We start from the raw sequence: 24225 nt of genomic DNA on the forward strand, positions 1-24225 counted from the left end.
AATCTATTTGAAATGATGGTGATGTAATGAAAGACAATAGCAAGACTCGCGTCGTAGTTGGCATGAGTGGAGGCGTTGACTCATCCGTTACAGCTTTAGTTCTAAAACAACAAGGCTATGATGTGGTGGGTATTTTTATGAAAAACTGGGATGATACAGATGAGTTTGGTGTCTGTACAGCGACAGAGGATTACAATGATGTTGCGTTGGTAGCAAACCAAATCGGAATTCCATATTATTCGATTAATTTTGAAAAACAATATTGGGATAAAGTATTTACCTACTTTTTAGAAGAATATAAAAAAGGACGCACACCTAACCCAGATGTTATGTGTAATAAAGAAATCAAATTCAAAGCCTTTTTAGACTACGCTATTGAACTAGGAGCAGATTATGTAGCTACTGGACATTATGCACAAGTGGAACGTGATGAAAATGGCGTTACACATATGCTAAGAGGACTAGATAATAATAAAGACCAAACTTACTTTTTGAATCAATTATCTCAAGAACAACTTGCTAAAACGTTATTCCCATTGGGTGGAATGCAAAAATCTGAAGTACGTAAAATTGCTGAAGAAGCTGGGTTAGCGACAGCTAAGAAGAAAGATTCTACAGGTGTTTGTTTCATTGGAGAACGCGACTTCAAAAAATTCTTAATGACTTATTTACCCGCTCAACCTGGAAGTATGATGACAGTAGACGGTGAAGTAAAAGGGCAACATGATGGATTAATGTATTATACGATTGGACAACGCCAAGGATTAGGAATTGGTGGCGGCGGAAAATCAAGTGATCCATGGTTCGTTGTTGGAAAAGATTTAGAAACAAATACATTATATGTAGGACAAGGATTTAATCATGAATGGTTGCTAGCTACGCATTTAGAAGCTTCTGATCTTCATTTTACAACAAATGAAGAAAAACCACGTACATTCAAATGTACTGCGAAGTTCCGTTACCGCCAAGCAGATACAGGTGTGACGGTTCAATTGAATGAAGATGGAACTGCAGCTACAGTTGAATTTGACGAGCCTGTACGTGCTATCACACCAGGTCAAGCAGTTGTTTTTTATGATGGTCTGGAATGTTTAGGCGGCGGTACGATTGACGCAGCTTATAATGAAAAAAAAGAATTACAATACGTTTAAAAACTTCATACAGTAAAGAAGCTAGGGGAGAACTCCTAGCTTCTTTTTTTATCTTTATATATCTAAAGTTTTATGTCACGGTGTAGGTGCTTTAAAATGAAATTTATTATAAAAGTTAACCTGAAATAACTAGAAAATAGAGACATCAGTAGAATCCAATAGAATTTTGTTGTAAAATAAGTAAAGTTGCAAAAAGGAGGAAATAAGTATGAATCGAAACCATGAAGCATTTCAGCTATGGGAAAAAGGCGAATTTAATAGAGCCATTCAATTACTTATGGAAGAAATTAACGATCATCCTGCAAATAGCGATAGTTATTATAATTTAGCGACCATGTTTATTTTAGGTAAAAAATATGAAGATGCAAAAGTTATTTTAGAAACAGCAATTGAAAAGTACCCTCAAGATCCTATTTTTGTTTATGCATTTGGGAATCTCTATTATGAAATTGAAAATTATCAAACATCGCTAGAGTATTTTAATCAAGTGATTCAATTTAGTGAAACACCTTTGAAAAAAGATGCCATGGTTATGATTGGACAAAATTTTTTAGCGTTAGATCAAGCTAAAAAAGCATTGGTTTACTTTTTAAGTGCTTATGAAGAAGATAAACTGGATATGACAGTTGTTTTATTCATAGGGAATACGTTAATGCAAATAGGGTCATTTAAAGAAGCCAAACAGTATTTTGACATAAGTATCGATCAAGCTCCGCAAAATGATGAGGCTTGGTTCAAACGTGGAATAGTTGGAATGGCATTAAAGGAAGAACAGGATTCTGTTGATGAGTACTTCAATAAAGCAAAAGAACTGGATCCTATAAAATATAAGGAACGTATCGACCAGTTAAAAGCCATAGAAGTTATGATGAAAAATCAAAAAGACTAATTCTTTTAATTAGCTAAGATAGAAAGGGTGGAGGCAGTAAAGTGGTTATGCAAGACAATTTAGATTTATTTGCAGGAGAGCCTCCCTATTTTGTAGGGCAAGTGGCTGCAATTTTCTATCAAAACCCGACGAATTTTTACAAAGTATTATTAATACGAGTTGTTGATACAAATAGTTCTTTCAAAGAAAAAGAGATCGTCATCACTGGAAACTTTGGGCAAATCCAAGAAGATGAAACGTATCGTTTTTTTGGTCAATTAATTGAACACCCTAAATTTGGGATGCAATTTAATGCGGAACGTTATCGACAAGAAAAACCAACTTCGGCCGAAGGGGTCGTCGCTTATCTCTCTAGTGATAAGTTTCCAGGAATAGGAAAAAAAACTGCGGAAACGATTGTTGATCTTTTGGGCGAAGATGCAATTGATCAAATTAATGCAGATGAAACTGTTTTAGCTAAAGTTCCCGGGTTAAATGACAAAAAGAAAGAAGTCATCGTTAACACGATACGTTCCAGTAACGGAATGGAAAAAATTATTATTGGATTAAATGATTTTGGGTTTGGAAGTCGATTAGCATACACGATCTATCAAACTTATCAAGCAGAAACATTAGAGATCATTCAAGAGAATCCGTATAAATTAATAGAAGATATTGAAAATATCGGATTCAAAAAAGCAGATGCCATTGCTGAAAATTTAGGTTTTGCTGCAGACTCTCCTAGACGTATTCAAGCAGCTATATCATTTGCATTAAATGAGTTGTGTATCAGTGAAGGCAATACGTATACTTTAGCAGAACCTTTAATGAATGAAACCATAAGAGTACTTGAAGAAAGTCGTTCATTCATTATTGAACCAGATATAGTAGCAAAAGAATTATTAAACTTGATCGAAGAAAATAAATTGATTGAAGATCAGCACAAGTTGTACATTAATTCGTTATATGCTGCTGAGTGGGGAATTGCAAACTCTGTAAAACGGTTAATGGAAAATAGTAAAAAAATTCAGTATCCAGCGCATAATGTCCAAAAAGAAATTCGTAAAATGGAAAAAAGATTGGGTATTCAGTATGGAAATTCACAAATCGAAGCAATTGAAGAAGCGGTAGTCTCGCCATTGTTTATTCTGACCGGGGGACCGGGAACCGGGAAAACAACGGTATTAAATGGGATTGTAACCTTGTTTGCTGAATTAAATGGCTTGTCTTTAGAAATAGATGATTACCACGATAAGATCTTTCCGATTCTATTGGCCGCACCTACAGGACGTGCAGCTAAACGAATGAATGAATCTACGGGATTGCCAAGCAGTACGATTCATCGTCTTTTAGGTTTAAATGGCCAAGAAAAGCCAAGTGCGGAACTTTCCGATAGAGAACTAGAAGGCGGATTATTGATCGTTGATGAAATGTCAATGGTGGATACGTGGCTAGCGAATCAATTGTTAAGAGCAGTCCCACAAAATATGCAAGTCATCTTTGTGGGAGATAAAGATCAATTGCCTTCTGTGGGCCCTGGTCAAGTATTACACGACCTTATTCGTGCAAAACAGATTCCTAGTAGAGAGTTAACTGAAATTTACCGACAAGACGATGGGTCTTCGATTATTTCATTAGCACATGCCATTAAAGAAGGTCAACTCCCAGCGGATTTTACGAAAAACAAAAAAGACCGTTCTTTCTTTCAATGCACTACCTATCAAATTGAACCGGTTATTCGTCAAGTAGTAGAGAAAGCTAAAGAAAAAGGATTTACTGCTCAAGATATTCAAGTTTTAGCACCCATGTACAGAGGTCCAGCCGGTATAGATGCATTGAATAAAATGATGCAAGAAATCTTTAATCCAAATCCTTCTGGCAGACGAAAAGAAGTTAAATTTAACGATAAGAATTACCGCATTGGGGACAAGGTATTGCAGTTGGTAAACTACCCGGAAATGAACGTATTTAATGGAGACATGGGAGAGATTGTCGGGATCAATTTAGCTAAAGAGACCGATGATAAAGTAGATGAAATCGTGATTCAATTTGATGCCAATGAAGTCGTCTACAAACGAAATGAATGGATGAAGATTACGCTGGCCTATTGTTGTTCGATTCATAAGTCTCAAGGCTCAGAATTTAAAATGGTTATTTTACCAATGGTGCAAAATTATCACCGTATGTTAAGACGTGATCTACTGTATACAGGAATTACAAGAAGTAGTGAATTGCTTATTTTATGTGGCGAACCTAATGCTTTTGAGGAATGTGTAGCAAAATCTTCCGCAACCAGACTCACGACACTGACAGAACGTTTATTAGGAGAAGACCAGCATGTTGAACTTGTTGTGAAAATGCCTGCTAATAAAGATGAGCTAAAAGAAACAGAGATATCAGATTCTATTTCTACTCTATCATCAGCAACAGAAAATAAAACTGAAACGATAAATAAAGAAGAACCGAAGAATTATCGTCTGACAATTGAAATGATCCAATCCAATGCGATTGATCCGATGATTGGTATGGATGGGATAGTACCAAGTATATAAAAAAAGTTTCAGAAGAAAAATCTTCTGAAACTTTTTTTGTGTTTATAAGGAAGTTGTTACGTTCAAATCCAAAAATAACGTGAGCTGATTTTGATTTGAAAATCAATTGGTTGATCCATCAATATTTCACCATCAGCATTTGAGTCCATTTTTGAAGTTGTTTTGAGAGAAATGTTTTGTGCTTGGTAATAATACACATTTTTATGATTTAAATGTTTTCCTCCAAAAATCATTAACACAAAAAGATACAATAAATTCGCAAACGAGTGTTTAGGTAAAATAATCAAGTCTAATTTCCCATCTGTTTGAGAAGCTTTTGGTGAAACAGGGATGCCACCGCCAAAATAAGGGTGGCTATTAATAATAACTAAAAAAGCATCTTCAAACTGGGTCGTCTTGCAATTTGTTGTAATGGTCAAGTGAAAAGCACTTTGCTTAAAAAAGACTTGAACTAGACTGGCAAAATAAACAAAAGAGCTTAGCCCTAACTTGTTTAAAAAGACTTTAGATGGAGAATGGTTTGCCCTTTTTACGACTGCCGCATCAAATCCGATACCCACATTATTTACAGCAAATCCTTTATTTTGTTGATTGTTGTCGTAATATTCAATGATATCTAATTTAGTTGCTTGTTGAGCAGTAAGAATCTGATTTAGAGCTTTTTTTGGGTCTTTTGAAATACCTGTTCCTCGCGCAAAGTCATTACCAGAGCCTGCCGGGATATACCCTACTGGGATATGGGCATATTGTTCACCTAAACCTGTAAGAACTTCATGTAAGGTGCCATCACCGCCGATAACGATAATTGATTGAGACAGAGTGTGATTCTGCTCAATTTCTTGAGCTAATACTTTAGTTAGTTCCACAGTATGTCCATGATAAGCAGATTTATGTACTGTAAAACTTATCTGCTGAGCCGTCAGCAAGTTACAAATTTGGTGACTGACTTTTTTTCCTTTACCAGAACCTGAAAGCTCGTTAATGATGAGATGATAACGTTTAATTGTCGACATGAGTACTCCTTTTGACTTACTTTTATAATTGCGCCACTTTACATTATAAAACAAATAAAAATTAAATTCGAAGTAAATTTATGAGAAAATCAAAAAAAAACAGTTACAAACTAATTGAAAGTGTTAGAATAAACAAGGATTTTGTTTCACGTTTAGGAAGGATGAACAAATATGAAGAAAAAACTACTATCAAATAAGTATACACTAGGATTAATTGACATTGTTTACATCGTGGTGGGTTCGTTTATTGCAGCCTTATCATTTAATGTATTCTTATTGCCGAACTTAATTATTTCGGGCGGTATCAGTGGGGTCAGTACGATTACGAAAAGTGTATTTAGCTGGGATCCTTCAATCGTACAGTTAGCCTTTAATATACCATTATTGCTAATTTGTTTTGCTTTTTTAGGAAAAGAAGCAGGTTATAAAACTATTTTAGGAAGTTTAATTTTACCTGCATTCATTGGAATACTAGACTTTATCAAACCATGGACGGATACGCCTTTGTTAGCAGCTTTATTTGGAGGTATCTTAACTGGTATCGGTTTAGGTATTGTATTTAGAGCGAAAGCATCAACCGGTGGGACAAGTATTATCGCTCAAGTGATTCATGAGTACATAAAATTGCCTTTAGGTATGAGTGTTGCGTTAATTGATGGATTAGTGATTGTATGTGCATTACTTGTTTTTGATGGTGAAGTTGTAATGTATTCTATTATCTCGCTATTTGTTATTAGTCGTACTATCGACGTTGTACAAGTTGGGTTTAATCATTCTAAGACTGTCATGATTATATCTGAATACCCATCAGAAGTGAAGCAAGCAATCTTTAATACGGTTAATCGTGGAGTGACGAACTGGGGCATTAAAGGCGGATATGGCAATTCAGATAAACAAATGCTAATGTGTGTTGTGGCTGAACAAGAATTCACGTTTTTAAAAGACGCCGTTTTAGATGTAGACGAGCATGCTTTTGTAGTGGTAATGAGTGCGAGTGAAGTTTGGGGACGTGGATTTACTTTAGCTAAGGAAAAGACTATTATCTAAAGGGATTTAGTGAAAAATATACTTTTATTTATTGACAAGTTGTGTATCTTCTCCTATACTTTAAAGCGTACTAAGGATAAATTTATTTAATCACTTGTTTAAAGAAAAGTTTTCCATGGCTGAAAGAAAACTAACAATATTAAATCAATGCTCCCTTACTAAAATAGTAGAAATACTATCGTTTCTCACGTTATCGAGACTTAAGAGGTAATGAACAGTCGGATGACTTCATTGCAAACAAGGTGGTACCGCGATTCAATCGTCCTTGTCTGGCAATGTTGTTGTTGGACTTTTTTTGTGCTCTTTTATAAATACACGAGTTAAATTTGAAAGGAAGAAAACGATGAAAAAATTATCAAGCAATGAAGTTCGTCAATTATTTTTAGACTTTTTTGAATCAAAAGGACACAAAGTAGAACCCAGTGCATCACTAGTTCCTTTTGAAGACCCAACGTTATTGTGGATCAATTCCGGTGTAGCAACATTAAAGAAATATTTTGATGGTTCAGTGATACCTGAAAATCCAAGAATTACAAATGCACAAAAAAGTATTCGTACAAATGATATCGAAAATGTTGGAAAAACGGCTCGTCACCATACATTATTTGAAATGCTTGGAAACTTTTCAATAGGGGAATACTTTAAAGAAGAAGCTATTGAATGGGCATGGGAGTTTTTAACAGAAGATAAATGGTTGGGATTAGACCCTGAAAAATTGTACGTAACAGTGTACCCTGAAGATACAGAAGCTAAAAATATTTGGAAAGAAAAAATTGGATTAACGGATGATCATATTGTAGATGTGGCCGATAATTTTTGGGACATTGGAGCTGGTCCAAGTGGTCCAGATTCTGAAATCTTTTATGATCGAGGAGAAGCGTTCAATGATTTACCTGAAAATGATCCTGAGAATTATCCAGGAGGCGAAAATGAACGTTGGTTGGAAATTTGGAATTTAGTATTCTCAGAATTCAACCACAAACCAGATGGTACCTACGAGCCGCTACCCAATAAAAACATTGATACAGGTATGGGATTAGAGCGTGTAGTTTCTATTTTACAAGATGCGCCAACAAACTTTGAAACAGATCTATTTATGCCAATTATTAAAAAAGTAGAATCATTGAGCAAAACTAAAAAATACGGTGAAAATCCAACGGACGATATTTCATTTAAAGTAATTGCAGATCACGTCCGTGCAGTAAGTTTTGCAATCGGAGATGGTGCGTTGCCATCTAATGAAGGACGCGGATATGTACTACGTCGCTTGTTACGCAGAGCAGTTATGCATGGAAAGAAACTAGGTATTGATGAAGCCTTCATGTATAAATTAGTTCCTATTGTCGGAAGTATTATGGATAGTTTTTACCCTGAAATACTAGAACAAGAAGATTTCATCGTTAAAGTGATCAAAAATGAAGAAGAGCGATTCCACGAAACCATCAATGATGGATTAACGATTTTAAATGAACGAATCACTGAGTTAAAAGCAAAAGGTGAAACAAGCATCGCAGGATCTGATATCTTCAAATTGTATGATACGTATGGATTTCCGGTTGAATTGACTGAAGAATACGCAGAAGATGAAGGCTTTAAAGTAGATCATGAAGGCTTCGAAAAAGAAATGACTGCTCAAAGAGATCGTGCGCGTGCAGCTCGAAGTGGCGAGAAGTCAATGGGTGTTCAAACAAGATTATTCTCTGATCTAAAAGAAGAGAGTCTCTTTGTAGGGTACAATAAAACAACTGAAATGGGTACTTTAGAAGTGATTGCAACCGATGAAGAGCTCTTGAATTCAGCACAACCTGGAGAACGTGTTCGTTTGATTTTTGATCAAACACCTTTTTATGCTGAAATGGGTGGCCAAGTTGCCGATAAAGGTGTTGTCACAGATACTAAGGGTAAACTTATTGCTAAAGTAGTAGAAGTTAAAAAAGCTCCAGCAGGACAACCACTGCATATAGTTGAAGTAGTTGAGGTTCTGACCGTGGGAGAAACCTATGTATTAGAAGTTGATAAATCATTAAGAAATAAAATCACTCGAAACCACACGGCTACTCATTTATTGCATCAAGCCTTAAAAGATATTTTGGGTGAACACGCTAATCAAGCTGGTTCATTGGTTACACCAAATCATTTACGTTTTGACTTTACTCATTTTGGTCAAGTTACAAGAGATGAGTTAGATCAAATGGAGCAAATAGTAAATGAAAAAATATGGGAATCTATCTCTGTAGTTACAGTTGAAACGGATATCGCTAAAGCTAAAGAAATGGGAGCAATGGCATTATTTGGCGAGAAATATGGCGATTTGGTCCGTGTCGTTAATGTTGGGGATTATTCTATTGAGCTATGTGGCGGTGTTCACGTCAGCAATACGAGCGAAATTGGTATCTTCAAAATTGTTTCTGAATCAGGAATAGGTGCGGGTGTTCGCAGAATTGAAGCTGTGACAAGCGAAGCAGCATACACATTATTGCAAACAGAGCAAAAACGTCTAATTGAAGTTGCTGCTGTAGTAAAAGCTCAACAAACACAAGATGTGATAACTAAAGTACAACAATTACAAACAGAATTAAAAGAAGCACAAAAAGAAAATGAATCATTACAAGCAAAATTAGCTAATGATCAAGCAGGAGATATCTTTAAAAATATTCAAGAAGTGAATGGTGTAACGATCGTATCTGCAGAAGTTGATGTAAAAGATATGAATCAACTCCGTCAATTGGCTGATCAATGGAAACAAAATGCTGTATCTAATGTTTTAGCACTAGGTTTTTCAAATGATGGAAAAGTTAATTTGCTAACAGCTGTTGATGCAGACACAATTAAAAAAGGTTTTAAAGCAGGAGATCTAATCAAAACAATCGCTCCACTTGTTGGCGGCGGTGGTGGTGGGCGTCCTGATATGGCTCAGGCTGGCGGTAAGAACCCAGCAGGTTTATCAGATGCTTTAGCTAAGGTAGCGGAATGGGTTAAGGATAAAGAATAAATTTAGTTAAGTCACGCAAGCTAAGAATGTAAAAAAAAGTTAGCTAGAGTGATTTTTAGAATAAATAATTGACTATGAAGAGGAGTTGAAACTTTAGTTTCAACTCCTTTTTGGTTATAAAATAAAAAAACAGATTTTATGATGCTCATTTTCTGATAACCATTGTAGTTTGAAGTGCTTTCTTGTAAAATAAGAGTAGATGTTACAGAAATTGAGGTGTAGACCATGAGTTCAACAGATGAAACAGTACGTTTTAACGTTGGTGACAACAGCGAAAAAAGTGTCAAAGAAACTTTAAAATTAGTACATGATGCATTAGAAGAAAAGGGATACAATCCGATCAACCAAATAGTTGGCTACTTGCTTTCAGGAGATCCAGCTTATATTCCACGTCACAATGATGCTCGAAATCTAATTAGACGCCATGAACGTGATGAAATTGTTGAAGAGATTGTTAAAACCTATTTGAAAGAGAGTGGACCTAAAGCTTAATGAGAACAATGGGATTAGATGTCGGTTCCAAAACTGTTGGTGTAGCCGTTAGTGATCCATTCGGTTGGACCGCACAAGGAATCGAGATCGTTAAAATTAATGAGACACAAGAAGAATACGGCATAGAGCGCATTGGCGAATTGATTAAGATTCATGAAGTCACAAAGGTAGTGATCGGTCTGCCAAAGAATATGAATAATTCTATCGGTCCTCGAGCAGAAGCTTCTCTTCGATATGCTGAATTAATTAAAGAAACATTTAATTTACCAGTAATTTTACAGGATGAACGTTTAACGACTGTTCAGGCTGAAAGAATGTTGATTGAAGAAGGAAATACTTCTAGAGCAAAAAGAAAAAAAGTTATTGATAAAGTAGCAGCAGTCATGATTCTTCAGAATTATTTGAATCAAAATCAAAACTAGCAATTCGATGAATAGTGCGCTAAAATAGAAAAGAAACTTATCTCATAATTAAAGGAGTGTTGACCAATGTCACATGACCACGATCACGAACATGACCACGATCATGAACATATTACCTTAGTGGATGAACAAGGTAACGAACAATTATACGAAATTTTATTTACATTTGACTCAGATGATTATGGCAAATCTTACGTTTTTGTATATCCTGCTGGAGCAAGTGAAGGAGAAGAAGTTGAACTTGAAGTTTACTCATTCATTGAAACAGAAACTGGAGAACAAGGCGAATTAAAACCAATTGAAACTGAAGAAGAATGGGACATGATCGAAGAAGTATTAAACACATTCTTAGCAGACGAAGAAGAATAATTCGTTAAATTTAATAATGCACTATGAGTAAAATGTGTGGAAAAGCTGACAAATTTGATTTGTTAGCTTTTTTTTGTTCTCATGAAGTAAGATATCATGTATAATGATACAAGTTAGTGTCATAGCCAAAGTGAAAAATCAATGAAACCTTATTATAGTTTAGGAGGGTCACTTTTTGTCAAAACGAAATAAGAACAACCAAACAAAGAATACTAAAGAAGTAAAAACTGATTTAACTGGTAATGTAAGTGAAAGACAAAAAGAAAAATCATTGGTTAAGAAAATAGTACTTAGCATTTTAACAGCATTTATAATTCTGTTGATTCTTTTTGGATTAATAGGTTATCAGTATGTAACGACATCGTTAGAACCATTAGATAAAGAAAATAAAACTGAGGTAGTTGTAGAAATTCCTACAGGTTCGAGTTCAAAAGATATCGCACAAATTTTACAAGATAACGGCATTATAAAAAGTGCAATGGTGTTTAGCTACTATGTCCGTATGAATAATGAAACAGATTTTCAAGCTGGAAACTATGCTTTTTCTCCGTCAATGGCTCTTGATTCGATTATCGATCAACTTCAAGAAGGTGGAACAGCCGAAAGTTATCAAGGAGTTAAAATATTAGTTAAAGAAGGTACTTCGATTGATCAAATTGGAGATACTATTGCTGAAAATACAGATTATACTAAAGAAAATTTTTTAACGGCTATTCAAAATGAGGTATTTTTAACGGGTATGCAGACCAAGTATCCTGAATTATTATCTTCAGCTCTAGAAGCAGAGGATACACGGTATCGATTAGAAGGCTATCTTTTCCCTGCTACCTATGATTTTCCGGAAGAAATGTCATTAGAAGAACTGATTGAAAATATGATTAGCAGAATGGATGAAGAAATGACAGGTTTTTATCCTGAAATTACAGAATCCAATAGAACAGTACAAGATATTTTAACGATTGCTTCCCTAGTTGAACGTGAAGGGTTTACGTTAGAAGATCGGAAAATGATTGCTGGAGTTTTTTATAACCGCTTAGCAATCGAAATGCCTTTACAAACCGATATTGCGGTTTTGTATGCATTAGATGAGCATAAGGAATATATATCAAATAAAGATGTTTCAGTAGACTCCCCTTATAATTTATATGTGCACCCTGGATTTGGTCCTGGACCGGTTAACAGTCCAAGTGCAGATGCTATAAAAGCAACGTTACAGCCGACTGAATCAGAGTATATGTACTTTTTAGCAGATATGGAAACAGGGAAAATTTACTATGCTGAAACATATGAACAGCATCTAGAATTTAAAGCTGAATATGTTGATTAATTGGCTTGAATGAACTATAAAAAAGAATTAAAAAAAGCATTGGATCAGTTGATTCAATGCTTTTCATAAGGGAAGAGGAATAAGTATGACGAACAAAAAGAGACCAATAGTGATTGGAGTTACTGGAGGATCTGGTAGCGGAAAAACTAGTGTAAGTCGTGCAATCTACAATCAATTTACAGGTCATTCTATTTTAATGTTGGAACAAGATTTTTATTATAAAAATCAAGATGACTTATCCTTTGAAGAACGTTTAAAAACAAATTATGACCACCCGTTTGCATTTGATACAGATTTGCTTATTCAGCACTTAGAAGATTTAATTCACTACAAATCAATTGAAAAGCCAGTCTATGACTATGCTGCGCATACTAGAAGTAAAGATATTATCATCCAAGAACCTAAAGAAGTTATCATCCTTGAAGGAATCTTAATTTTGGAAGACCCACGATTAAGAAAATTAATGGATATAAAAGTATACGTAGATACCGATGACGATATACGTATTATTCGCCGGATCAAACGAGATATAGAAGAACGAGGCCGTACACTTAATTCAGTGATTGAACAATACTTAACTGTCGTGAAACCGATGCATCATCAATTTGTGGAACCTTCTAAAAAATACGCAGATATTATTATTCCAGAAGGCGGAACCAACCAAGTAGCGATAGATTTAATGACGACAAAAATTAGAAGCATATTAGTTGAAGAATTGAAGGTATAAAGACAATAGTAGATTCATTTAAAAGATGATAGTTGAATTAAAAGTTTAAACAAATTAGGGTTTTTAGGTTTACAAATGGAATTCAACATGGTATCTTGTCAATATTGAAAATATAATTACGCTTTCAACTAAATAGTGAAAGCAAGAATCAGATATGATTCTATATAAAGGAGATCGCATTAAAATGATTGAAAAAGTATATCCAATGACATTAGATGGCAAACAAAAGTTAGAAGAAGAATTAGAATATCTTAAAACGGTTAAACGTAAAGATATTGTAGAAAGAATCAAGATCGCTCGTAGTTTTGGAGATTTATCTGAAAACTCTGAGTATGAATCAGCGAAAGATGAACAAGCTTTTGTTGAGGGAAGAGTAACAACTATTGAAAATATGTTGCGTTTTTCTGAGATTATTGATAACTCAAATACCGCAACTGATGAAGTTTCATTAGGTAGAAAAGTAACATTTATCGAATTGCCTGATGGTGATGAAGAAGAATATACGATTGTTGGTAGCGCAGAAGCTGATCCTTTTAATGGATTGATTTCAAATGACTCACCTATTGCCAAAGCTTTAATGGGCAAAAAAGTAGGTAGTGAAGTTACTTTTGGGACACCAGGTGGAGATATGTTCGTTAGAATTGTAGAAATTAGTTAAATCAATTATCTTTTTTAATAAAAGCTACTCATTGAGCAGCTTTTATTTTTTTTGGAATATACGTCTTTAGTCTTAGTCAGAGTTCATGCTAAAGAACATTACATAATGAGCTAAAAACGGTATACTGGATAAAAGAAACATAGCAAAGGAGACTTAATGGGTATGAAAAATAATTGGAAATGGTTCTTACTAATTGAATCACTCTTATTGATAGTATCTTTATACCAGCTGATTCATAATCTATTTATCTTAGGGCTCTTTGCAGTTGGCTGCTGGTTGATTTTTTTAAGCCGTAATCAACAAAAAAGAAAAAGAAGAATGCCTTTAGTTGTTGGAATCTTTTTAACAGCTTTTGCGTTAATGTCGTTAGCCGGTTTTTGGTATATGTTAATTGTAGCGGTTATCTTCCTTTATCTAAATTACGGAAAAGTATTTTCGAAAATGGATTCTTTTAATTTTCAGCAAGCTCCATGGAATGAAAAAGAAATTGTAGTTGTTGAAACAACTGATAGTTTGCCAAAGAATGCCAAGCGCTTTAAACGAAATTGGTTAGGAAACGAAAGAATAGGCAACTCAATATATGAATGGGATGATATTAATTTTTCTATTTTTATGGGAGACACTATTATTGATCTAGGAAACACTATTCTCCCTAAAAATGAAAGTTACATTGTTATTCGAAAAGGGTTTGGGAAAACACGTGTTTTGGTTCCAAATGGTATTGGTATAATGATTGAACACAGTGCCATTAAAGGGAAAATTGCATTTGAGGAACAACAGTATGTTTTGGAGAATGAATCTATTAAAATGTACAGTAAATATTATGAAGACCAAGCTAGGACATTAAAGATTGTAACAAACGTTTTAGTTGGAGATTTAGAGGTGATCGCAATATGAAGCAAAAAGTCATTCGATCCCTTTTTTTCTCTAGTAGTATCATTATATTTATGTTGTTTTTTGTTATTATAGCCAGTTACAGCTTTGCTTATTCTCCTGAAAGTTGGTATTTGGATATTTTTACAACACGTTTTTTTTACATCCCTTTTATTGGGTATTTACTGGCTGTATCAGCAGCGATTGGTCTAGGTGTTACACTGGGTGTTTATTATCTGAACAAACGCCAGTGGGAGCAAATAGAAGAGACTCTTCACACTCTTGTGAAGGGAGACTATTCAAAAGAGACATTTGATCAACTACTTGCTAAAAATGAAGAGGATTATTTTTTTTCTGATGAATTGAAAAGAGCGCTCGTAGATATTCGTGAAAAACTAGTGACTTTAGCTAATGAAGTACAAATCAATAGCAATTCAGCCAATTCTATTAATGGACAGACGAAAGAAGAAATTTTGGTGTCTGAACGTAGTCGTTTGGCACGAGAATTACACGATTCAGTCAGCCAACAACTGTTTGCAGCGATGATGATGTTGTCTGCTTTAAATGAGCAAATGGATGAGTCAAGCGGAGCCTTACAAAAACAAGTGAAATTAATAGAATCCATTGTAAATGAAGCTCAAGCTGAAATGCGAGCCTTATTGCTTCATTTAAGGCCCGTTAATTTAGAAGGAAAGTCATTGAAAAAAGGGATCGAGCAACTGTTAAATGAGCTCCGTACCAAAATTCAAATTGAATTAAAATGGGATATTGAGGATGTTTCACTAACAAATGGAATAGAAGATCATCTTTTTCGTATTGTTCAAGAGCTTCTTTCAAATACACTGCGCCATTCAAAAGCAAAAGAGTTAGAAGTTTACCTACATGTAATTGATCAATCTGTCTTATTGAGAGTCATTGACGATGGAATTGGATTCAATACCACTGAAAATAAGGCTGGAAATTATGGGTTGCAGAATATTAATGAACGAGTAATCGGAATGGGTGGAACATGTAAAATTATCAGCTTTAGAAATAAGGGCACAAGTGTTGAAATAAAAATACCGCTTATGAATAAAATCGAAAAAGGGGCAGGGATGATATGATTAAAGTATTATTAGTGGACGATCATGAAATGGTTCGATTAGGTGTTTCTTCTTATTTATCTATTCAAAGTGATATAGAGGTTATAGGAGAAGCTGAAAATGGGAAAGTTGGATTTGAAAAGGCAATGGAGCTTCGTCCAGATGTTATCTTGATGGATTTAGTGATGGATATAATGGATGGCATCGAGTCAACAAAAGCTATAATGAAAGAATGGCCTGAAGCAAAAATTGTCATTGTAACCAGTTTTATTGATGACGAAAAAGTTTATCCTGCATTGGAAGCAGGAGCTTCCAGCTATATTTTAAAGACGTCGACAGCGAGTACAATTGCGAATGCGATTCGCTCTACATACAAGGGTGAAACGATTCTGGAACCGGAAGTAACCGGAAAAATGATGGAACGTCTAACTAAAAAACATGTTCACCAATTACATGAGGATCTAACGAATCGTGAACAAGAAATTCTAATGTTGATTGCTCAAGGCAATTCTAACCAAGAAATTGCTGACGCACTTTTCATAACACTTAAAACCGTTAAAACGCACGTTTCTAATATATTAGCTAAGTTAGAAGTAGAAGATCGGACGCAAGCAGCTATTTATGCTTTTAAACATCACCTTATTGAGTAAAGTAAGGTAAACAAGTACAATCAAGTTGATAGGAATTATGATAGAGTTAAGGATAAGAAAGTTGGTGAACAAATGAAAAAAAACTTTGCAGTTATTGGTTTAGGTCGTTTTGGGAGCAGTATTTGTCGAACACTTGTAGAAAGTGGGCATGATGTATTGGCGATTGATTCTAGTGAAGATAAAGTAAATGAATATATGAATATAGCAACTCATGCAGTTGTCGCAAATGCTCAAGATGAGAGTGTTTTGAGATCACTAGGTATTAGAAACTTTGATCATGTCATTATAGCTATTGGTGAGGATATTCAAGCAAGTATATTAATTACCTTAATGATTAAAGAAATGGGCAATCCATATATTACAGCTAAAGCTCAAAATGAATACCATGGAAAAGTACTAGAAAAAATAGGAGCCGATCATGTTATCCATCCTGAAAGAGATATGGGCATTCGAATCGGTCATCATTTAGTTTCACGAAATGTAGTAGATTATTTAGAATTATCGGATAAGTATTCATTAGTTGAATTAAAAGTAACCAACCCAAAATTTTTTAATAAGACACTTCTAGAATTAAATTTTAGACAACGTTATGGATTAAATGTTATTGGAATTCGAAGAGGGCAAGAGATGATTATTTCTCCTGCAGCTGATGCGTTTATTCAGGTGAATGATACACTCATGATTGTTGGCGGTATTAAAGAAATTGATTGGTTAGAAAATCAAATGCCATAGAGATACGTTCAATAAAAACCAAAAGATGTTGGTGCATCTTTAATTATGGTACTATTAATAAGGATAATAAGTTCTTATGAGAGGAGGAATCACAGAGAAATCTTACTGTGAAACTTACTATGAAAATTGAAATAACAGATAGTGCTAAAGAATGGTTTGAAAATGAGGTAGGTCTTGAAAAGGGAAATGGAGTTCGTTTTCTGGGAAAAGTATATGGAAGTACTGAAGTCCATGAAGGATTCTCGGTCGGAATGGAAGTAACTCAGCCAGTTGACGTCTTAGCGGAGACCATGGTTAATGGGGTCACTTACTTTATTGATAAAAATGATGAATGGTTTTTTAGTGGATACGATTTACAAGTTAATTATGATAAAGAACGGGAAGAACCAATCTACCACTTTATTGAACACTAATAAAAAAGGCTCGCCCAACACTCTATAGAATGTTGGGCGAGCCTTTTTATATTGATTAAACAGGCATAATAACCGGTAAATCATAGGGTGTCTTTCAGTACGTTCAAATAAAAATGGTTTTAAACTCTCGATAATTGTATTTTTTAAAGATTGTTCGGTAACTTTATCGTTTGCTAAACTTTTATTTAAACTTTTAGTCATAACTTGTTGTGCATCATTAATTAATTCTCCAGATTCACGCATATAAATAAATCCGCGAGATAAGATGTCAGGACCTGCTAACACTTCTTTAGACTTGTAATCAATCGTTACAACGACGACAACTAAACCTTCTTCAGATAGCAATTTCCGGTCACGTAAAACAACGTTTCCGATATCTCCGATTCCTTTACCATCTACATAAACATCCCCAGCTTCAAAGTGTCCAGCTTCTCTGGCTGAATCAGCCGTTAAAGCTATAACATCTCCATTGTCTAAGATGAAAGAATTTTCTTTAGGGATTCCTACTAATTCAGCAAGTCCCGCATGAATTTTTTGCATTCTGTACTCACCATGAACAGGAATAAAGTATTTAGGTTTCATTAAACGAAGCATCAATTTTTGTTCTTGTTGACCACCATGTCCAGAAGTATGAACATTATTTACTCTTCCATGAATAACGTCTGCACCAGCTTCAGAGAGTAAATTAATGACACGATTTACACTTGAAGTATTTCCTGGGATAGGAGAGCTAGAAAAAATTACTGTATCGCCAGGTTGAATAGAAATTTGACGATGGGTACCATTAGCGATACGACTCAAGGCTGCCATTGGCTCACCTTGTGATCCAGTACATAAAATAATACTTTCTTTTGCAGGAAGACGATTAATATCTCTTGGTTCAATAAATGTTTCTTCTGGAGCAGTAATATAGCCTAATTGACGACCAGTTGCAACAGATGATTCCATACTACGACCAAAAACAGCTATTTTGCGACCTGTTTTGATTGCTGCATTTGCAACTTGTTGCAAACGAGAAATGTTAGAAGCAAAAGTCGCAAAAATGATACGGCCTTCTACTTTTTGCATGATACTTGTGATCGATTCTCCAACGACTTGTTCAGATTTAGTGAAAGTAGGAATTTCAGCATTTGTACTATCAGATAAAAGAGCTAGTACACCTTCATCGCCTATTTTAGCCATTCTGTGCAAGTTTGCTGGTTTGCCCACTGGAGTAAAATCAAATTTGTAATCTCCAGTTAGAACGATGTTGCCGGGTGGTGTCTTAACGACAATACCAAAAGCTTCGGGAATACTGTGTGTCGTTCTAAAAAAACTAACACTTGTTTTACGGAATTTTATAACGTCATCTTCACCAATTTCATGCAATACTGTATCACGCAATAAGCCGTGTTCAGTTAACTTGTTACGAATTAAAGCAGAAGCTAATGGTCCGGCATAAATTGGAATATTGGCTTGTCTTAATAAGAAAGGAATACCTCCAATATGATCCTCATGTCCATGTGTGATAACTAAAGCTTTAACTTTATGGATATTTTGAACGATGTAACTGTAATCAGGAATAACATAATCGATTCCTAATAAGTCGTCTTCAGGAAATTTAATACCAGCGTCAATAATGATGATTTCATCTTGAAATTGAACACCATACGTATTTTTACCAATTTCCCCTAAACCCCCAATGGCAAAGACAGCAGCTTCATTATTTTTTATAGAAGGTTTCATTAGTTAAACTCCACTAACTTGAAATCTGGGCTATTTTGTTCGTATTCAAGATACTTTCCATCAATTAGTTGAACGAGTTCAATATTATAGGGGGTATTTTGTTCAACCAATTCACGTGCTTCCACAACACTTCCTGCTTCTAAATAAAGTGTTTGAGTGTCTTCTCTTTTTGGGTTTCTTAATTTTGTTTCTTGATAATTGACTTTAAAAATCATTTATTTCTCTCCTCTGTATACGTCCTCTCTAGATAGGTAGAACGTTAGTCTTTTTTTATAAAAAAATTGGTGAAGTGTTTTGCATTACGAAAAAATCAACCTATGAAGTCTAATCAAAGGTGATTAAACGAAAACCACGTCAGTTTAATTCCTTAACATGAATGTAAAGCTGCTAGAAAAAAATTCTGATTCTTCTTTTATTCAGTTTAGTTTTTTCCCGAACTAGTGGTTGTGGTAAGTACACAACAGCTAAATTTATTTTACCATAATTCGTTAATTAAGTATAGAAAGTTAGTTGGTGTGAAAAATAATAGAAATTGGCTATACGTACTCAGAAGAAAATATGCTATATTGTAATAGATGTTTTTTGGATACATAGGATATAAATAAATATTATCAGCTGTATACTAATTTTTTAAGGAGATGAGAAAATGAATTTAATGTGGAGATATACAATGAAGTATAAAAAGTTAGTATTGTTAAATTTTTTGTGCGTTTTTGGTTTTATCTTGATCGAACTAGGATTGCCCACTTTATTGGCACAGTTAATCAATAAAGGGTTGATGTTTAATGATTTTGACGTTGTAACCTATTATGGGAAATGGATGTTTGTCATTTCTATTATTGGATTGATTGGGTTAATCGGTCTAGCGTATACCGTTAGCAAAATCACTACTAGAATTGTTCGTGATATCCGTAATGATATCTTTGAAAAAGTGCAGTCTTTTTCCCACAAAGAATACAATGAATTTGGCGTCTCATCGTTAGTTACACGTACAACAAATGATGCATTTCAAATTATGGTATTTATGCAGATGGTTTTACGAATAGGAATGATGACACCATTAATGTTCATTTCTAGTTTTATCATGATCATTCGAACTAGTCCATCATTGTCCTATGTCGTGTTGATTGCAGTACCTTTTTTAATTGGAATCGTTTATTTCATTGGAAAGCATTCCGCACCATTATCAAATAGACAACAAATTAATTTAGACGAAATCAATCTAAACTTACGCGAAAATTTAACAGGCTTAAGAGTTATTCGTGCCTTTGTAAAAGAAAAATTTCAAGAAAGCAGATTTTATCAAGTTAACGATAATTATATGATTGTTTCTAAAAAATTATTTAAGCTGATGGCTTTAGCAATGCCAACTTTTTCGATTATCTTTAACTGTATTTTTGTAGTTGTTATTTGGTTAGGAGCTATAGAAATAAATACAGGGGATCTTCAAGTAGGGAGTTTAGTTGCATTTATAGAATATATTTTTCATGCTCTCTTTTCATTTATGATGTTTGCTAATATTTTTACTATGTACCCAAGAGCAGCCGTTTCTGCTAGAAGGATCGAAGAAATATTGAATACTGTACCTTCTATCACAGAAAATGAAAATGGCGTAACGGAAACTGAAACACATGGTTACTTAACTTTTGAAGATGTGACGTTCGCTTATCCAGGAAATACGGAAGAGCCGGTTATCGAAAATGTGAGCTTCACAGTGAGACCTGGTGAAACAGCTGCATTTATTGGAAGTACAGGTAGTGGGAAATCAAGTTTAATTCAGTTGATTCCTCGTTTTTATGATGTTACGAAAGGTCGTATTTTAGTAGATGGAGTAGATGTTAGAGACTATAAATTAAGTGCACTACGCCAAAAAATCGGCTACATTCCTCAAAAAGCTTTATTATTTACCGGAACAATCACTGACAATATGCGTTATGGGAAATGGAATGCTGACAATAAAGAAATTGAAGAAGCTTCAGATATTTCTCAATCCAAAGATTTTATTTTGAAAAAACCGAATCAGTTTGATGAATTTTTATCTGAAGGTGGAAGCAATATGTCTGGTGGTCAAAAACAACGACTATCAATAGCGCGAGCGATCATTAAGAAGCCAGATATTTATGTGTTTGACGATAGCTTTTCTGCATTGGACTATCAAACAGATGCGAAATTAAGAGCACGTTTAAAAATGGAAACTAAAAATGCAGCAGTCTTAATTGTTGCACAACGAGTGGGTACCATTATGCATGCAGATAACATTATTGTATTAAATAAAGGTGTGGTAGTTGCTCAAGGAACACATGCAGAACTATTAAAAAAATCTGATGTCTATTATGATATTGCCTCATCACAATTGTCGAAGGAGGAGTTAGAATGAGTCATATGAAAGGTTCATTACGCCGAATTTGGCAGTATATCAAACCGTATAAAATTGGTTTCCTATCTGCTATCGCACTAACTGTTGTCTGCATGATCGTAAATGCTCTACAGCCTTACATCATTGGATTAGCTATGACAGAGTTAGGTAAAAATGTTTCCGATATGTTAAACAATGTGCCAAATGCAGGAGTTAATTTCCCATATATTCGTAACATTGTAATCATTATCTTAGGGATGGCAGCTATTTATCAAATTACCTTATATTTATCTTCGTATATTATGACAAATGTTGTTCAGAACACTATGCGTGATTTAAGAAATGAAATTGAACTAAAGATCAATCGACTTCCAGTCTCTTACTTTGATCGAAATCAACAAGGGAATATATTGAGCCGTGTCACAAACGACGTTGATTCAATAAGTAATGCTATGCAACAAAGTCTAATTCAAATGGTTAATTCGTTCATGGGGATTGCGTTCGCTATAACGATGATGTTGTACATCTCTGTTCCGTTAGCGATAGTGATCATGGTGACTATTCCACTTTCTTTTATTATTTCAAAAGCCATCATTAAAAAATCGCAACCTTATTTTAAAGGGCAACAAGAGTCATTAGGAGCGATGAATGGACATGTGCAAGAAAGTTTTAGTGGATTTACCGAAATCAAACTTTATGGAAAAGAAAAAGACAAATTAGAAGAATTTAAAGAAATCAATGCAACATTAAATAACTACGGTTTCAAAGCTGCGGTTATCTCTGGGATAATGAGTCCTTTAGTAGGATTTGTATCCAATCTAGCTTATTTTGGGATCGCGGTCGGCGGCGGATATTTGGTTATTATGGGGAGCTTGTCTTTAGGGAACTTACAAGCTTTTACTCAGTATATCTGGCAGGTTAACCAGCCTATCTCTCAAATTACACAATTGTCTGGTGTTATACAAAGTGCGGCAGCAGCGGTTAATCGTGTGTTTGAAATTTTAGATGAACCAGAAGAAATTATTAATGAAAAAGATTATGTATTACCAGCTACTATAGAGGGTAATGTAGATTTTGAACATGTTGCTTTTGGTTACGACAAAGAAAAACCATTGATCACTGATTTGAATGTGTCGGTGAAAAAAGGGCAAACGGTAGCCGTTGTTGGTCCTACAGGGGCAGGGAAAACAACTTTGATTAATTTATTGATGCGCTTCTACGATGTTGATAAAGGCGCCATTAAAATTGATGGCATCGATACAAAATCAATGTCCAGACAAGATGTTCGTTCGTTGTTTGGAATGGTTTTACAAGATGCTTGGGTTTATAGTGGGACGATTGCCGAAAATATCCGCTTTGGTAAGTTAGATGCAACCGATGAAGAAGTGGTGGAAGCAGCTAAAACAGCGAATGTAGATCATTTTATTCGAACATTGCCTGATGGATACAATATGAAACTGAACAAAGAAACTTCCAATGTTTCGTTAGGACAAAAACAACTTTTGACCATTGCACGTGCAGTAATTTCTAATCCGAAAATACTGATTCTAGATGAAGCGACTAGTTCAGTAGACACGCGTTTAGAAAGTTTGATCCAAAAAGCGATGAAAAAGGTTATGGAAGGCAGAACAAGCTTTGTCATTGCCCATCGCTTGTCCACGATTCGAGACTCTGATTTAATTTTAGTTATGGATCAGGGTGAAATCATTGAGCAAGGAACGCATGAAGAACTGCTTGAAAAAGGAGCTTTTTATGCAAATCTATACAACAGCCAATTTAGTGAAGAAGAATAAAAAGCAAGTGAAAAAATCATGGAAGTCCAGTATGAATGGACTTTCATGATTTTTGTTTTTTCAGCCTAGTAGTCTAGAAGAAAAAAGAGTACAATTGTTTTATAAGAAGCAATAGAAGGGAAGAAATTAATCATGCAAAAGAAAATGATTTTTTTTGATATCGATGGAACATTAGTCAATGATCAAAAAATAATTCCAGAGAGCACAAAATTAGCGATTAAAGAACTAAAAAATAAAGGCCATGAAGTAGCTATTGCTACTGGAAGAAATTTATTTATGGCTCAAAATATCATAGATGAATTAGAAATTAGCCATTACGTTGTTTGTAATGGAGCAGCAGGATACTTACATAAGGAACAAGTTTACGAAAATCCGTTGGATCAGGCTCAACTAGAGAAACTTATTAAAGTGGCGGATTCAAATAACCATCAGATCATTTATGAAACACCAGCTAAGCTGAGAAGAAGAAATGAGGAAGCTGATGTTAAAATTACAACAGCTATGAAATCTGTAGGTTATGGCGTTCCTAAATACGACCGAGATTTTTACTTACACAACTCTTTAGTACAATGTTTGCTGTTTTACCGTGAAGACGAAAAACAATTTTATGAAAGTGGTCAGTTTTCAAAATTCCGCTTTGTCAGATGGCATGATTCTGGAGTAGATGTATTGCCGCATAATGGATCAAAAGCGAATACAGTTTTGAGAGTAGCTTTAGAAAATGGATATAGTGTAGAAAACATCATTGCATTTGGTGACGGCTTAAATGATTTAGAAATGATTGAAAAAGTTGGAACTGGAGTAGCTATGGGAAATGCTTTAGAAAGTGTAAAGTTGAGAGCCGATAAAGTAACAAAAAGTTGTAATGAAGATGGAATTTATATTGCATTGAAAGAACTAGGTTTGATATAATTAATAGATAAATTCCAGTTTATTTATATTGAGGGGATGGATCAGTGGATTAATTGCTGAAGCATTCTACT

General features: G+C 34.6%; 21 protein-coding genes and 1 pseudogene. 19 read left to right on the top strand and 3 right to left on the bottom strand.

The features are described 5' to 3' along the window. Positions 1-26 precede the first annotated feature (26 nt). The 3 genes from mnmA to recD2 all read left to right on the top strand — a co-directional run bounded on the left by mnmA (position 27) and on the right by recD2 (position 4571). Positions 27-1151: a tRNA 2-thiouridine(34) synthase MnmA gene (gene mnmA / locus CAR_RS04350; protein WP_041556171.1), complete on the top strand. Its 1125-nt coding sequence runs from the start codon at positions 27-29 to the stop codon at positions 1149-1151. Between the two features lie 208 nt (positions 1152-1359). Beyond that, on the top strand, positions 1360-2040 hold the full coding sequence (locus CAR_RS04355; RefSeq protein ID WP_013710500.1) for a tetratricopeptide repeat protein: 681 nt from the start codon (positions 1360-1362) through the stop codon (positions 2038-2040). A 47-nt stretch (positions 2041-2087) separates the two neighbouring features. Then, complete coding sequence (gene recD2 / locus CAR_RS04360; protein WP_041556818.1) at positions 2088-4571, top strand: SF1B family DNA helicase RecD2; 2484 nt, start codon at positions 2088-2090, stop codon at positions 4569-4571. Between the two features lie 62 nt (positions 4572-4633). On the opposite strand, the gene CAR_RS04365 is transcribed toward recD2, so the two are convergent. Beyond that, positions 4634-5584 carry a diacylglycerol/lipid kinase family protein gene (locus CAR_RS04365; protein WP_013710502.1) on the bottom strand — a complete coding sequence of 317 codons (951 nt, stop codon included), beginning with the start codon at positions 5582-5584 and terminating at the stop codon, positions 4634-4636. Between the two features lie 171 nt (positions 5585-5755). Between CAR_RS04365 and CAR_RS04370 the strand changes: the two genes are divergently transcribed. From CAR_RS04370 to CAR_RS04430, 13 genes are all read left to right on the top strand, one after another. Next, a complete protein-coding gene (locus CAR_RS04370; RefSeq protein WP_013710503.1) occupies positions 5756-6631 on the top strand; it encodes a YitT family protein in 876 nt (291 codons plus the stop codon). Positions 6632-6974: 343 nt separating this feature from the next. After that, positions 6975-9623: an alanine--tRNA ligase gene (alaS, locus tag CAR_RS04375; protein ID WP_013710504.1), complete on the top strand. Its 2649-nt coding sequence runs from the start codon at positions 6975-6977 to the stop codon at positions 9621-9623. Positions 9624-9848: 225 nt separating this feature from the next. After that, the gene (locus CAR_RS04380; RefSeq protein ID WP_013710505.1) at positions 9849-10115 is read left to right on the top strand and encodes an IreB family regulatory phosphoprotein; all 267 of its coding nucleotides are present in this window, start codon (positions 9849-9851) and stop codon (positions 10113-10115) included. Then, on the top strand, positions 10115-10537 hold the full coding sequence (gene ruvX / locus CAR_RS04385; protein ID WP_013710506.1) for a Holliday junction resolvase RuvX: 423 nt from the start codon (positions 10115-10117) through the stop codon (positions 10535-10537). Before CAR_RS04380 ends, ruvX begins: the two co-directional genes overlap by 1 nt. Before the next feature lie 66 nt (positions 10538-10603). Further along, positions 10604-10906, top strand: a complete 303-nt coding sequence (locus CAR_RS04390; protein WP_041556173.1) for a DUF1292 domain-containing protein — start codon at positions 10604-10606, stop codon at positions 10904-10906. A gap of 175 nt (positions 10907-11081) precedes the next feature. Then, entirely contained in the window at positions 11082-12233 is a 1152-nt protein-coding gene (gene mltG / locus CAR_RS04395; protein WP_013710508.1) for an endolytic transglycosylase MltG, read from the top strand. 85 nt (positions 12234-12318) lie between these two features. Next, positions 12319-12960, top strand: coding sequence for a uridine kinase (gene udk, locus CAR_RS04400; protein WP_041556175.1), 642 nt, complete (start codon positions 12319-12321; stop codon positions 12958-12960). Between the two features lie 184 nt (positions 12961-13144). Further along, entirely contained in the window at positions 13145-13618 is a 474-nt protein-coding gene (gene greA, locus CAR_RS04405) for a transcription elongation factor GreA (protein WP_013710510.1), read from the top strand. A gap of 162 nt (positions 13619-13780) precedes the next feature. Continuing rightward, entirely contained in the window at positions 13781-14515 is a 735-nt protein-coding gene (gene liaF / locus CAR_RS04410) for a cell wall-active antibiotics response protein LiaF (protein ID WP_041556821.1), read from the top strand. Then, positions 14512-15594, top strand: a complete 1083-nt coding sequence (locus CAR_RS04415; RefSeq protein WP_041556177.1) for a sensor histidine kinase — start codon at positions 14512-14514, stop codon at positions 15592-15594. Before liaF ends, CAR_RS04415 begins: the two co-directional genes overlap by 4 nt. Continuing rightward, positions 15591-16223: a response regulator transcription factor gene (locus tag CAR_RS04420; protein WP_013710513.1), complete on the top strand. Its 633-nt coding sequence runs from the start codon at positions 15591-15593 to the stop codon at positions 16221-16223. The genes CAR_RS04415 and CAR_RS04420 overlap by 4 nt, the downstream gene beginning before the upstream one ends. A gap of 72 nt (positions 16224-16295) precedes the next feature. Beyond that, positions 16296-16955, top strand: a complete 660-nt coding sequence (locus CAR_RS04425; protein WP_013710514.1) for a potassium channel family protein — start codon at positions 16296-16298, stop codon at positions 16953-16955. A 119-nt stretch (positions 16956-17074) separates the two neighbouring features. Continuing rightward, entirely contained in the window at positions 17075-17368 is a 294-nt protein-coding gene (locus CAR_RS04430) for a HesB/YadR/YfhF family protein (protein WP_041556179.1), read from the top strand. 78 nt (positions 17369-17446) lie between these two features. On the opposite strand, the pseudogene rnjA reads toward CAR_RS04430, so the two are convergent. Then, positions 17447-19093: pseudogene (rnjA, locus tag CAR_RS04435) on the bottom strand (ribonuclease J1); the annotation flags it as partial. Then, positions 19093-19308: a DNA-directed RNA polymerase subunit epsilon gene (locus CAR_RS04440; RefSeq protein WP_013710516.1), complete on the bottom strand. Its 216-nt coding sequence runs from the start codon at positions 19306-19308 to the stop codon at positions 19093-19095. The gene CAR_RS04440 and the pseudogene rnjA, both read right to left, overlap by 1 nt. Before the next feature lie 431 nt (positions 19309-19739). Here CAR_RS04440 and CAR_RS04445 point away from each other — a divergent pair, with 431 nt between their 5' ends. The 3 genes from CAR_RS04445 (at position 19740) to CAR_RS04455 (ending at position 24154) form a co-directional block, all read left to right on the top strand. Continuing rightward, positions 19740-21470, top strand: coding sequence for an ABC transporter ATP-binding protein (locus CAR_RS04445; protein ID WP_041556181.1), 1731 nt, complete (start codon positions 19740-19742; stop codon positions 21468-21470). Further along, entirely contained in the window at positions 21467-23242 is a 1776-nt protein-coding gene (locus tag CAR_RS04450; protein WP_041556182.1) for an ABC transporter ATP-binding protein, read from the top strand. Before CAR_RS04445 ends, CAR_RS04450 begins: the two co-directional genes overlap by 4 nt. 132 nt (positions 23243-23374) lie before the next feature. Beyond that, positions 23375-24154, top strand: coding sequence for a Cof-type HAD-IIB family hydrolase (locus CAR_RS04455; RefSeq protein ID WP_013710519.1), 780 nt, complete (start codon positions 23375-23377; stop codon positions 24152-24154). Positions 24155-24225: the final 71 nt, after the last annotated feature.

Origin of the sequence: Carnobacterium sp. 17-4 (assembly GCF_000195575.1) — a bacterium.
GTDB lineage: Bacteria > Bacillota > Bacilli > Lactobacillales > Carnobacteriaceae > Carnobacterium_B.